The sequence below is a fragment of the Bradyrhizobium sp. 195 genome (assembly GCF_023101665.1).
Lineage (GTDB): Bacteria > Pseudomonadota > Alphaproteobacteria > Rhizobiales > Xanthobacteraceae > Bradyrhizobium.
The window spans coordinates 2,243,059-2,255,545 of record NZ_CP082161.1 but is presented as its reverse complement, the minus strand read 5'-3'; the positions used below and the strand labels follow the sequence as shown (position 1 = coordinate 2,255,545).

Sequence of the window (12,487 nt, the reverse complement as noted above, 5' to 3'; positions counted from 1 at the left end):
CTTCGGCGAGCGCCGGGGCACATACAACCTTGTGAGGCGCCGCAACTTCTGAAAATATGCGGCGCATGCATGACAGATTGCCTGGACGACGTCCCAAAATTTCGGAAGCGCCTGGAAACGAGGGCGCAATTTCCCGCAAAGCATCGACGAAATCGAGGCGGCAGCCGCGAACAGGCCGCACGGCCGACGATGCCCTCATCATCGAGCTCGGCAGCCGGGTGAAGCGGCTGCGGACGCAGGGGGGCCTGACGCTGGAGGAATTTGCAGCGCAATCCGGCGTCAGCCGCGCGATGCTATCCAAGGTCGAACGTGGCGAGAAGAGCCCGACACTCGCGATCATCGTGCGCATCGCCAAGGGGCTCAATGTCTCGATGTCCACGCTGATGGGCGCAGAGCCCGATCCTGCGCAGGTCGCGGTCATCCGCAGCGCCAACCGTTTGGCGTTCAGGGATCCCGAGACCGGCTTTGAACGTCACAATTTATCGCCGTCCCATCTGGACAACGACCTCGAGTTCCTGCTGCATCGAATCCCGCCAGGCGAATCCTCCGGTGAGCTGCCGCCCTACAAGGTGGCGACGGAAAAATACCTGGTCGTGCACGAGGGCCAGCTAACGCTGCAGACGGGCGACGCGAATTACGTCCTCGAGACTGGCGACTCCTTCTACTTCGATGTGCGTGAGCCCTACCGTTTCACCAATGCGGGCAAGACACCATGCGCGTACTATCTCGTCATCCGGCGGCGCCGCTCCTGACCCGAATGACTGCCCGAATTACTGCAACGTGAACGGATTGGAGATCGACGGCGTCGGATTGATGAAGACGCTCTTGGCCTCCAGATATTCGTAGATCGCTTCGAGCCCGTTCTCCCGGCCGAGGCCGGACTCCTTGAAGCCGCCGAATGGCGAGAGATAGCTGACGACGCGATAGGCATTGACCCAAACCGTCCCTGCGCGCAGGCGCTTCGGCATCGCGAGCGCACGCGCAAGATCGGTGGTCCAGAGGCCTGCGGCGAGGCCAAACGGCGTGTCATTGGCGAGCGCGACCGCCTCGTCGTCGGAATCGAATTTGATCACGCTCAGAATCGGACCGAACACCTCCTCGCGCGCGATCCGCATGTCGTTGGTGACGTCGGCGAAGATGGTTGGCTCCACGAACCAGCCGTCGCCGCATTCCGGCCGGGAAGCCCGCCGGCCGCCGAGGACGCAGCGGGCGCCCTCGTCCTTGGCAAGTTCGATATAGTGGAGCACCTTCTGTAGCTGCTGTTCGGTCGCAACCGGTCCGACGTCAGTCTCGAGGCTATTGGGGTCTCCGAGGCGCGCCGCTTTCATCACCTCGACGAGACGCGCAAGAAATGCGTCGTGGATCGACGCATGCAGAAGCAGGCGCGATCCCGCCATGCAGGTCTGGCCGCTTGCGGCGAAGATGCCGGAGATGACGCCCTTCACTGCATCTTCGATGCTGGCATCGCCGAAGACGATGTTCGGCGACTTGCCGCCGAGCTCCAGCGACACCCGCTTGAACTGCCGCGCCGCTGCTTCATAGATCTTGCGGCCGGCAAGGTTGCCGCCCGTGAATGCAATCCGGTCGACGAAGGGATGCTCCACCAGAGGCTCCCCGGTCTCAGCACCGAAGCCGGTGACGACGTTGACCACGCCTTTCGGGAAGCCGGCCTGTTCGAACAGCTCGACCAAGGCGAGCAGAGAAGTCGATGCGAACTCGGACGGCTTGATGACGACGGTGTTGCCGGCGGCAAGCGCAGGGGCGAGTTTCCAGACCGTCAGCAGCAGCGGCGAATTCCACGGCGTGATCGCGCCGACGACGCCGACCGGCTCGTAGGAGACGTAGTGCAGCACGCCCTTTTTGTCGGTCGGCGGCATGCGGCCTTCGATCTTGTCGGCAAGCCCGCCGTAATATTGAAACCAGCGCGGCAGATACCTCATCTGGCCGAGCATCTCGACCTTGAGCTTGCCGTTGTCTCGCACCTCGAGCTCGGCCAGCAGCTCCGCGTTCGCCGCAATAAGGTCGGCAACCCGGTTCAGCAGGACGCCCCGGTCGCTCGGGTGCATGCTGGCCCATTGTCCGCTCACGAAAGCGCGGTTCGCCGCTTGGACGGCCCTGTCGACGTCCTCCGCATTCCCCCTCGGGATGACGGCCCAAGGCTTTCCCGTGTAAGGATTTTTGGTCTCCAGCCAACGCCCGGAGGCCGACTCGCACCATTCGCCGTCGATAAACATCTTGAACGCCTGGAGCTGATGCGGGGCATGGCCCCGCATCTCATCCTGCGAGGTCGCGCGCGTCGTACCTTCTGCATTCATGCCAGCACCTCAATTCCCAATGTCGGCCTTACCTCACGGCGAGGTATGGGCATCCGCTTTTTTCGGCCGAGACGAACAGACCATCGCCCGGCAGTGTCGCGACCAGCTTGTACAGATCCGCCGGGCTCTTGGACTCCTGCGGGCTCTTCACCTCGAAAATATGCATGTCGGAAACGACGCGGCCGTTGGGCTGGATATGCGCGTGCTGGATCAGATTGCCTTCGATCGGCTGCTGCAGCATCTTGGCTTGCACTTGCGCGGCGTCGTCGGAGCCGACCGCGGCGACCGCTTTCAGATAATGCGTGGTCGCGAGATAGGCGAGCACGTGGCCCATGGTCGGCACGGCGTTGCCGTTGCGGGCCATGAAGCGCTTCGACCATGCGCGGGTCTCCTCGTTCAGATCCCAGTAAAACGATGCCGCGAGTCGCAGGCCCTGTGCGGTCGAAAGCCCGAGCGCGGTGACGTTGTTCTCAAACACCAGCATGGTCGCGAGCTTGGCGCTCACGCCGAACTCTTTGGCCTGCTTGATCGCGAGCACCAGATCGGGCCCGGCATTGGCCAGCCCGATCACGTCGGCCCCCGAACCTTGCGCCGCCAGCAACTGGGATGCGAGATCGGTCACGTTGAGGGGATGCAGCACCTGGCCTACGACCTGCCCCCCTGAGGTCTTCACGGTCTCGCCAGCGTCCGCCGCGAGATTCTTGCCGAACACGTAATCAGCGATGATAAAGAACCACTTCTTGCCGCCCCCCTCGACGATGCCTTTGGCAATGGTCTTGGAGAGTTCGCTGGTAGATGGCGCCCACTGGGTGCCATAGGGCGAGCAGCCGTCGGCGCTGAAATTCGAGGCATAGCCGCCGCTGACCAGGGTGGTCTTCTTCAGCGAGCGCGCCATCGCTTGCACCGCGAGCCCAACCGAACTCGCACCGCCCGGGATGATGGCGCTCACGCCCTGTTGCTCAATGTATTGGCGCGCGAGGGCCGCGCCGATATCTGGCTTGCTTTGATGATCGGCGGAGATGACCTCGATCGGACGGCCCAGCACCTTGCCGCCGAAGTCCTCCACCGCCATCTTGGTGGCGAGCACCGTGCCGGGCCCGCCATTGCCGGAATAGACGCCGGACATGTCGTCGATCACGCCGATCCGGAACGGCGCGTCCTCTGCGAGCGCCGCCGCCGGAGCGCCCAGCAGCATCGCAAGCGCTGCCGCGCGAAGCAGTGACAAGGTCATGTATCCCTCCCTGGTGTATCGCTGATTGCTCTTTCTCATCGTCGCTAGAACGCTACTTTGACCGCGCCTTGCAGGGCGAATTGCGGAGTGCTGGCGCCGAACGTTCCCGCCGCAGTCAGCATAGCGTTGACATTACCCGATAGCGCCGTGCTGAGACCCCCAACCACCTTGCCGTAGGTCCGATCGGGATTGCCCGCCACGACAGTGTAGATCGGCAAGGCGAGAGCCACGGTCTCCGCCGCAAGCAAAGTGCGCGCGCCGCCGAGAAAGTCGTGCTCGGCCGTCAGATTGACGAAGGAATTGACCGGGAGCGTCCCGACCATGAACGGCGCACGGACCTGCACGCCCGCGCTGCCCGTCAGGCCTTCGAGCTTCTGCCGAGCGACGAACTGGGTGATGATGGGATCACCCGTTTCCGTGTACGGATTGACGTTGGTGTAGTCATAGACGAGCCCGGCCAGCGGACCGATCCGGACGGCGCCCACGTCGAACAGATAGGCTGACTTGACGCCGACGGTGAAGGTGTCGCCCGTGGTGCTGCCGCGGATCGTATCGACGACGCCGGGGCGATCGATGCGGTAATTGTTGTAGCCGTAGGTCGCAACGATGTCCGTCAGCAGATGCGGATAGGTAAAGGACGCATAGCCTCCGACCTGATAGCTGTCGAGATTGAGGTGACCGGTGCCACCATGCAGATTGGCAACCGGATTGGTATAGTTGAGCGCGCCGCCGACGCGAATGTTGGGATCGAGTTTGACATCGGCGCCGAAGGTGCCGCCGGCCAGGGTATAGTCGAAGCCGACGGCGTTTCCGTCGGCGCCGAAGCGATCGCCGCGGCTGCCGCTGCCATAGGCTGCGGCGAGATAGACCGAGAGCGGCAATTCCGGCGCAACACGCGACGGCGCCTTCGTAGTCATGCCGGGCCGGTCCATAGATGCAAAGGCTTGCGACGGTGACGCCGTCCCTGTGACACGCGGATCGTTGCCGCGATAGGCATCCAGTCGCGAGAAGATCGAATTCGAAAAATTCTGGGCGGTGAGTTGCGCGATGTCGCCCTGCGCGGCAAGTCCGTCCTGCGCCGCAAGTATATTGGCCTCATAGCGCGCAATCACGGCATACCCGGCGTCCGTCGGGTGCAGATCGAACATGAAATGCTGGTTCTGCACGTCCTTCGACGCGGTGAGGCAGTTTCCGTCGAAAATGCAGGCCGTACCGGTCTTGAAACCCAGGCTGGTCGGATCGGTGTAGGCCTTGGTGTAGATCGCGGCAAGGTCGACGACGTGAAGGCGTACGCCCGGCCGGGCCAGCGGCGCGAGCGTGGCCGCAATATTATCGTTGACCAGACCGAAGAACGTCGTCGCCCCCGGAATGTTCGGAAACGCGTAGGGCGCGCCGAGCGGATAGAAGCCGCCGATGACATAGAAATTATAGGCCGACGAGGAGAACATGTTCTCGACGACGAAATTGTGCCCGCCTGCTTTGATCAATTGCGAAATGTTGCTGTACTGCTGAGACAAGGTTGCCGCGGACAGCGTTTGCGGCGTGTACGGAAGTCCGTTCGGATCGAGAATTCCCAGCAACGGTGCCGCCGAGTTGTTGGGCATGCCACCGACGACGATCACGTCGTTCGGCTGAAAACTTCGGCCGGCGCTCGTGAACTCCACGATCTGCTGGGCGACTGTCGGCCCGCCATTGAATGCCGGAAAGACGCCATTGCCCACGCCGTTGTAGGCGTAGTCGTTGCTCTTGATGAAGCTGTAGCTGGTGAGTTGCGACAGCCATTGCAACGAGCCTCGACCGTTGCCGCAGGCGCCGTACGGCGCAGATTGCGGAAACGCGATCGGGCAGTTGCGCGCCACGTCGAGCAGGCTGTCGCCAAAGCCGTAGATCGTCCCGACCTGCTGCGCCTGCGCGCAGGTAACAGGCATTCCCGCGGCCAGCAGCAATGCTGCGGCCGGTACCGCTGACTTCAGTCTCACGGCGATCCCCCGTTTATCGTTTCACGTCCCTGCGTGGCGTCTTGATCCGCGCCTTGCAAAACGAAACCTAGCAGAAATTTTCTATTATAAAAGAGAAATCTTCTATAGGAGATTTAGCGATCGTTCGGAGGAGACGAATATGAAAGGTCCACTCAGCGGCATTCGTGTGCTCGAGTTCGGCACGCTGGTAGCGGCACCATTTGCAGCGAGGTTGTTCGCTGAATTCGGCGCAGAGGTGATCAAGATCGAGCAGCCGGGCCAAGGCGATCCCTTGCGCAAATGGCGCAAGCTGCATCAGGGCACGTCGCTATGGTGGTATCTGCAATCCCGCAACAAGAAATCAATCGCGCTCGACCTGAAGTCCGAAGAAGGCCTTGCGATTGCAAAGGCTCTCGCGGCAAGGGCCGATGTCGTTATCGAGAATTTCCGGCCCGGCATGCTGGAGAAGATTGGCCTCGGCTGGGATGTGCTCTCCGCACTCAATCGCAGTCTGACGCTGGTGCGCATCTCCGGCTATGGGCAAACCGGCCCCTACCGCGACCGCCCCGGCTTCGGCGCCATCGGTGAAGCAATGGGCGGCCTCCGCTACACGACGGGCGATCTCGAATCCCCGCCCGCGCGCACCGGTATCAGCATCGGCGACAGCCTCGCCTCGCTGCACGCCGTGATCGGCGCCCTGATCTCGCTGCTGCACGTCAAGGCCGGCGGCGGCAAGGGACAGATCGTAGACGTCTCGCTGTTCGAGAGCGTCTTCAATCTGATGGAGAGCCTCATTCCGGAATTCGATCTGATGGGCCATGTTCGCACGCGCAGCGGCGGTGCGCTGCCCGGCATCAGTCCATCCAACACTTATCCGACGCGCGATGGCGGTTACGTCGTGATTGCCGGAAACAGTGATGCGATTTTCAAACGGCTGATGGTGGCGGTCGGCAGACCTGATCTGGCTGCCGATGAAGAGCTGGCAACCAACGACGGGCGTGTCGCTCGCAATGCCGAACTCGATGGTGCCATTGCCGATTGGACCCGCCGGCATACCGTTGCAGAGGCGCTCGCGGTTCTCGAATCCGCCGGCGTCCCCGCCGGCCGCATTTATTCGGTCGCCGACATCGTCAATGATCCGCACTATCTCGCGCGCGAGATGATCATCCCCGCGGCGCTGCCCGGCGATGTCTCCGTCAAGATGCCGGGCATCGTGCCAAAGCTTTCGGCACCCCCGGCGCGATCCGCTGGAGCGGCCCCGAGCTCGGCGCACACACCGACAGCATTCTCGCCGAACTCGGCAAGTCCGAACAGGACGTCCGGAAGCTGCGGCAGCGCGGCATCGTCCAATGAGCGGCGCACCCGACATCATCATTCAGGAGGTCTGCCCGCGCGACGGATTGCAGATCGAGCCGGTCATCGTGTCGACCGAACGCAAGATCGGTCTGATCGACCGCTTGTCCGAGTTGGGGTTTCGCCGGATCGAGGCGGGCTCCTTCGTCTCGCCAAGAGCGGTCCCTGCCCTCGCCGACGGGGATGCCGTGTTCCGTTCCATCGTTCGACGCCAAGGGGTGACGTTCGTTGCGCTTATCCCCAACCGCAGGGGCGCCGAACGCGCCATCGCGGCCGGCGCCGATGAGCTAAATTTCGTGATGTCGGCGAGCGAGACGCACAATCGCGCCAACATGGGCATGGACCACGAGGGTTCACTATCGGCCCTCGCCGAGGTGACCGCTACGACCGGCGGACGCATTCACATCAATGCAACCCTCGCGACCGCCTTCGGATGTCCGTTCGAAGGCGAGCAGGACGAGGGAAAGGTGCTACGCCTGATCGAGGCATATCTCCGCCGCGGCGCGCAAAGCATCACCCTCGCAGATACAACCGGCATGGCGAATCCGAAGCTCGTGAGACAGCGCGTGAAATCCGTTCTCGGTCTCGTCCCTCGCGACGAGTTGACCTTGCATTTCCACAATACGAGGGGGCTCGGACTCGTCAACGTGATGGCCGGTTTCGACGCCGGCGCGCTCCGTTTCGATGCGTCTCTCGGCGGTCTCGGCGGCTGCCCCTTTGCACCGGGCGCCTCAGGCAATGTCTGCACCGAAGACCTCGTCAATCTCTGCGAGGACATCGGTCTAAACACCGGCCTCGATCTGCCAGGGCTGATTGCACTGTCCAGAGAGCTACCGTCGATCGTCGGACACGCCGCACCGGGACAAGTGGCAAAGGCGGGCCGCGCCTGCGATCTCCACCCGGCTCCGCTCAGGATCACATTAGCGGACTGAGCAGGAGAGGCATGTTAAGGCAGTTGCCGCGCCGTGTGCTCCGACGCGACGGATCGCGCGCCGGCACGACGACCATCAGCTGGCTGCTCCGACGTTCTGATCACCAGCACGCCCTCAATAGCCGCGGCCGCGATCCACACGCCCTGGCAAGTCTTCTCCGCGGCGGTGACGAGCGATGACGTCGAGCACGAAATCGACGGCCGTGTCGGGCGTCGTCATGCTGGCATTGTGCGGTGTCAGCAGGATGCGCGGGTGGCTCCAGAAGGGGTGGCCGGCCGGCAACGGCTCGGGATCGGAAACGTCGAGCACCGCACCCGACAGCGCGCCACTGTGGAGGGCGGCGAGGAGATCCGCCTCGATGAGATGCGGACCACGTCCGACGTTGACGAGCGACGCGCCACGCGGCAGGCGCGCGAACAGTTCGGCATTCAGGATGCCGCGTGTCTCGTCGGTGAGAGGCAACAGGCAGATAAGAATATCAGCCTGCGCCAAAAATCCCGGCAGCGCGCCCGCACCGACATGGCAGGTGACGCCCTCGATCTCGCGCGGCGACCGGTTCCACCCCGACAGCGGAAAGCCGAACATTTTGAGGCGCTCGATCACGGCCTGCCCGAGCTGGCCGAGCCCCATCACGCCGACACGCCGCCGCTTCGCCGACGTGATCCGGATCTCGCGCCAGACCTGCTCCTTCTGTTGGCTGATGAAATCGAGGAGATCGCGGTGCAGGGCCAGCACGGCCATGGTGACATATTCGACCATGGTCTCGGCAATGCCGCGCTCCAGCATGCGGACCAGCGGAATGTGCGCTGGAAGTTTTGATGCGTCGAACTGATCCACGCCCGCGCCGACCGAGAACACCAGCTCGAGATTTGGAAATCTCGTCGCGATGTCGTCAGGCGGGACCCAGGTCACGAGATAGCGGACCTCAGCGGGATCGCCGATGTCGGGCCAGAGCAGGAACGGCACGTCGGGCGCGCGTTCGGCGAAGAAGCGCGCCCATTCGGCGCCGCGAACCATATTGGCCTTGTAGAGAACCGTCATGCGTCCCTCAGAACGGGCTGACCGGCGCAAGCCGACGGCCGTCGATCATGCGCTTGTGGCTATAGGGGGCGGGATCGACCAGCGGCGTTGCGCCGGTCACGATGTCGGCGGCGAGCTTGCCGGCCGTGGGGCCGATGCCAAAGCCATGGCCGGAGAAACCGGTCGCGAGGAAGAAGCCCGGCAAGGCATCGATCGGCGAGATCACCGGGATCGTGTCGGGGGTGCAATCGATGGTGCCGCCCCAGGCCTCCGCGATTGCGATGGCCTTCAGTTCCGGGTTGGACTTGATCAGCGATGCCAGCGCGGCATTGACCAGCGACATGTCGGGCTCGGGATCGCGTACGCGCTCGGTCTCGAACGGCGACGGCCCGTCAAAGCTCCAGCTGGTGCCGCGCAGGATCTGGGCGAAGAAGGACTTGCCGAGCGAGAGTTTCAGTCCGTTCTTGCGATGCTGGTAGGTCGGCCAGAAGGTGCGTGCGTAGCGGAACAGGTCGGGCGACAGCTCGACGGTGCCGCGATTGCGCAGCGCCAGTGTGAAGCCGCCGTCGAGGCGGCGACGAATGCAATAGAGATCCGTGCCGAGCGCGCCCGAGGTGATCTCCGGACCCGGCGTGGTCCGGCACGCGGTGGCGTTGACAAGGCCGATCGGCAGCTCGATGTCGTGACGGCGGCAGAACAGAGACGACCACGCGCCGCCCGACAGCAGCACGGATTGGGTGCGGATGGTGCCCTTCTCGGTGACGACGGCGCTGACGCGGCCGCCTTGCGTCTCCAGCCCGCGCGCGGCGCAGCCCTGGTGGATGGTGACGCCATGTTTTCGCGCCGCAGTGGCGAGCGCGGGCACGGCCATCGAGGGCTCGGCGCGACCATCGCTCGGCGTGTGCAACCCGCCAACCCATGCGTCGGTATTGCCCGGCATGCGCTCGGCGACCTCCCTTGGCGTCAGGACGGTGGAGTGGACCTGCATCTCGCGCGCGACGGCGGCCCAGCGCTCCCAGCTCGCGAGCTCCTCCTTGCTCTTGGTCAGGAACAACACGCCGGTGCGGCGGAAACCGGCATCGACGCCGGCATCGGTCTGCATGTCTTCCCACAGAAGCAGCGCCTCGCGGGCCAGCGGAATCTCCTCGCGGGCGCGGCCCTGCTGCCGGCACCAGCCCCAATTGCGGCTCGACTGCTCGCCGCCGACATGGCCCTTCTCGACCAGGGCGACGGAGTGACCCTTCTTCGCCAGATGATAGGCTGCGGACACGCCGATCACGCCCCCGCCGATGACGACGACATCCACCTGCGCCGGCAGGGTTTGGTCGCTTGCTATGCGGTTGAGCGGCGGAGACACGGGACACTCCTGGACTTAAGTTCGAACGACCATGACCAAATACAGCTGTCAATCGCATTGCTAGTATGCGCGACCATTTCCTCCGCGCGGCGGCACCAACGGTCCGAAGGACGCCTCGTCGATCGAAGTGGACGCTGCGCCAGACCGATTCGTCCAGAGGTTGAGTTCACCCGCCGCCTGGTACCACCGCAAATTGCCCCTCGACGCCGCCGCGCGGAGTCTGTAGCTCACATCAAGCGGCTCCCTGAACCGGGCGGCCGGGGCGGTCCGTGGCTGGCGTTTTTGGTATGAGACCATGAAACTCAGGGGGCTTCTGACACTCGCGCTGGCCGCACAGGCCATCGTGACGGCCGCAGCCCTTTTCGCCGCCTATGCCGTGACCGGCAACGACACGCGTGAATTCGGCATTCCCCAGCTTGTCGCCCTGCTGGCAAGCGCCGCCGCCGCGGTGCTGATTGTCCGGCTCTGCACCCGCACGATCGAGACGTGGCAGGAAAAGCGCGCCGCGGCGCAATCGGCTGAGCTGGCGCGGGCAGGCAGCGACAGCGCACAGGTGATGCAAGCCGTCATCAAGACCGCGCTCGATGCCTTCATTCAGATCGACGACAGCGGCGCCGTGCTGGAGTGGAGTTTTCAGGCGGAGGCCCTGACCGGATGGACGCGCAAGGAGGCTCTCGGCGCCGACGTCGTCGACCTCATCGTCGCCGAATCGGTCCGCGCCGCCTTCAGGCAGCGCATGGCGCGGCTGGTTCCGGAATTATCGAACACGCCTGCCGGCATGCGCTTCGAGCTCACCCTGATCCACAGGAACGGTGAGCGGATCCTGGCCGAGGCGTCCAGCACGGTCTTGCGGCTGGGCGGGCGCGCCATCGTCAACACTTTCGTCCGGGACATCACCCAGAAGCGCGCGGCCGAGGAGCAACTGGTCCAGTCCCAGAAGATGGAGGCGGTCGGGCAACTCACCGGCGGCATCGCGCACGAATTCAACAACATGCTCACGGTGATCACAGGCACGATCGAGATCCTCGCCGACGCCGTCAAGGACAACCCGCCGCTTGCGACCATCACCAAGCTGATCAGCGAAGCCGCCGATCGCGGCGCCGCGCTGACATCGAGCCTGTTGTCATTTGCCCGCAAGCAGGCGCTGCAGCCGGCCGAGATCGACGTCAACGAGCTGCTGGAAGAGCTGGCTAAGCTGCTGCTGGCGACCTTCGACAAGAAGATCGAGATCGTGATCGGGCTTGGCGGCAACGTCTGGCTCGCCTTCGCCGATCGCAGCCAGCTGAGTTCCGCGCTGCTCAACCTCGCGATCAACGCCCGCGACGCCATGCTGGATGGCGGCAGGCTGACGCTGACGACGCGCAACGTCGTGTTCGGCGTGCGCGAGGCGGTCGCGGTCGGCGCCGGCTATGCCGGCGACTATGTCGAGATCGAGATTGCCGACACCGGCACGGGCATTCCGCAAGCCATCCTGGAGCGGATCTTCGACCCGTTCTTCTCCACCAAGGAGGTCGGCAAGGGCACGGGGCTAGGGCTCAGCATGGTGTTCGGCTTCGTCAAGCAGTCCGGCGGCGGCATCAAGGTCGCGTCCGAAGAAGGTCGCGGCACGATCTTCACGGTCTACCTGCCGAAGGCGGAGGCGAGCACGCTGCGTCCGACCGGCTATGACGACCGCAAGATCGTGGGGGGCCAGGAAACCGTTCTCTGCGTCGAAGACGACCGCGATGTCCGCCAATACGTGACGGTTCAGCTCGAAGCCCTCGGTTACAAGGTCATCCCGGCCGCCAATGCGACCGAGGCCCTCGCCATCTCCGCCGAAGGCAGGCCGTTCGACCTGCTCTTCACCGACATCGTGATGGCCGGCGGCATGAACGGGCGGGAGCTCGCCGAGCAGATGGTGGCCGCGCGGCCTTCCTTGCGGGTCCTGTTTACGTCGGGCTATGCCTACGACTCGCTGCATGCGCAGGGACGCGCCACCATGGGCGCACCGCTGCTGAGGAAGCCTTATCGCAAAGCCGAGCTCGCACGCATGCTGCGCCGCTGCCTCGACACCGCCGTCGATTCCGCCGGCGACGCGATCCCGACGCCCTACTCGGTGCAGGCCGATGTCGAGGCTTTTCTGCGCAGGCAGGCGGCGGAAGACAGCGGGACACGGAAGCCGCGGAAGTAGGTCTCTCGTTCTAAGGGCATGATGAGATGAAGGCTTGATCGCTGCAACGACGGAGGTGCACTCCCTCTCCCGCTTGCGGGAGAGAGTATCTCCGCAACCAACACTCCCGATGTGGAGAGAGCCCCCACCGGCGCTTCGCGCCGACCTCCCC

Annotated in this window: 9 protein-coding genes and 1 pseudogene; 4 read left to right on the top strand and 6 right to left on the bottom strand. The window is 64.1% G+C overall.

The features are described 5' to 3' along the window. Positions 1–218 precede the first annotated feature (218 nt). On the top strand, positions 219–752 hold the full coding sequence (locus IVB26_RS10415) for a helix-turn-helix domain-containing protein (protein ID WP_247971574.1): 534 nt from the start codon (positions 219–221) through the stop codon (positions 750–752). A gap of 18 nt (positions 753–770) precedes the next feature. Here IVB26_RS10415 and IVB26_RS10410 read toward each other — a convergent pair whose 3' ends face one another. The 3 genes from IVB26_RS10410 to IVB26_RS10400 all read right to left on the bottom strand — a co-directional run bounded on the left by IVB26_RS10410 (position 771) and on the right by IVB26_RS10400 (position 5,525). Beyond that, the gene (locus tag IVB26_RS10410) at positions 771–2,273 is read right to left on the bottom strand and encodes an aldehyde dehydrogenase (RefSeq protein ID WP_458309364.1); all 1,503 of its coding nucleotides are present in this window, start codon (positions 2,271–2,273) and stop codon (positions 771–773) included. A gap of 70 nt (positions 2,274–2,343) precedes the next feature. Next, on the bottom strand, positions 2,344–3,546 hold the full coding sequence (locus IVB26_RS10405; RefSeq protein ID WP_247971573.1) for an ABC transporter substrate-binding protein: 1,203 nt from the start codon (positions 3,544–3,546) through the stop codon (positions 2,344–2,346). A gap of 44 nt (positions 3,547–3,590) precedes the next feature. Continuing rightward, positions 3,591–5,525: an autotransporter domain-containing protein gene (locus IVB26_RS10400; RefSeq protein WP_247971572.1), complete on the bottom strand. Its 1,935-nt coding sequence runs from the start codon at positions 5,523–5,525 to the stop codon at positions 3,591–3,593. A gap of 139 nt (positions 5,526–5,664) precedes the next feature. Between IVB26_RS10400 and IVB26_RS10395 the strand changes: the two are divergent. Next, positions 5,665–6,711: pseudogene (locus IVB26_RS10395) on the top strand (CaiB/BaiF CoA transferase family protein); the annotation flags it as partial. Here IVB26_RS10395 and IVB26_RS43505 read toward each other — a convergent pair. Next, complete coding sequence (locus IVB26_RS43505) at positions 6,648–6,866, bottom strand: hypothetical protein (protein WP_247973414.1); 219 nt, start codon at positions 6,864–6,866, stop codon at positions 6,648–6,650. The pseudogene IVB26_RS10395 and the gene IVB26_RS43505 overlap by 64 nt on opposite strands. Here IVB26_RS43505 and IVB26_RS10385 point away from each other — a divergent pair. Continuing rightward, on the top strand, positions 6,854–7,789 hold the full coding sequence (locus IVB26_RS10385) for a hydroxymethylglutaryl-CoA lyase (RefSeq protein ID WP_247971571.1): 936 nt from the start codon (positions 6,854–6,856) through the stop codon (positions 7,787–7,789). The genes IVB26_RS43505 and IVB26_RS10385 overlap by 13 nt on opposite strands. A 114-nt stretch (positions 7,790–7,903) precedes the next feature. On the opposite strand, the gene IVB26_RS10380 is transcribed toward IVB26_RS10385, so the two are convergent. Beyond that, positions 7,904–8,830 (bottom strand): 2-hydroxyacid dehydrogenase, encoded by a 927-nt coding sequence (locus tag IVB26_RS10380; protein ID WP_247971570.1) that lies wholly within the window; start codon positions 8,828–8,830, stop codon positions 7,904–7,906. Positions 8,831–8,837: 7 nt separating this feature from the next. Next, on the bottom strand, positions 8,838–10,166 hold the full coding sequence (locus tag IVB26_RS10375) for an NAD(P)/FAD-dependent oxidoreductase (RefSeq protein ID WP_247971569.1): 1,329 nt from the start codon (positions 10,164–10,166) through the stop codon (positions 8,838–8,840). A 295-nt stretch (positions 10,167–10,461) separates the two neighbouring features. Here IVB26_RS10375 and IVB26_RS10370 point away from each other — a divergent pair, with 295 nt between their 5' ends. After that, the gene (locus IVB26_RS10370; RefSeq protein WP_247971568.1) at positions 10,462–12,336 is read left to right on the top strand and encodes an ATP-binding protein; all 1,875 of its coding nucleotides are present in this window, start codon (positions 10,462–10,464) and stop codon (positions 12,334–12,336) included. Positions 12,337–12,487: the final 151 nt, after the last annotated feature.

What these genes read in the sequence shown, in the direction of transcription:
- IVB26_RS10410 (WP_458309364.1), bottom strand. Translation starts at nt 2,273, where the DNA reads ATGCGGGGCCATGCCCCGCATCAGCTCCAGGCGTTCAAGATGTTTATC.
- IVB26_RS10405 (WP_247971573.1), bottom strand. Translation starts at nt 3,546, where the DNA reads ATGACCTTGTCACTGCTTCGCGCGGCAGCGCTTGCGATGCTGCTGGGC.
- IVB26_RS10385 (WP_247971571.1), top strand. Translation starts at nt 6,854, where the DNA reads ATGAGCGGCGCACCCGACATCATCATTCAGGAGGTCTGCCCGCGCGAC.
- IVB26_RS10380 (WP_247971570.1), bottom strand. Translation starts at nt 8,830, where the DNA reads ATGACGGTTCTCTACAAGGCCAATATGGTTCGCGGCGCCGAATGGGCG.
- IVB26_RS10370 (WP_247971568.1), top strand. Translation starts at nt 10,462, where the DNA reads ATGAAACTCAGGGGGCTTCTGACACTCGCGCTGGCCGCACAGGCCATC.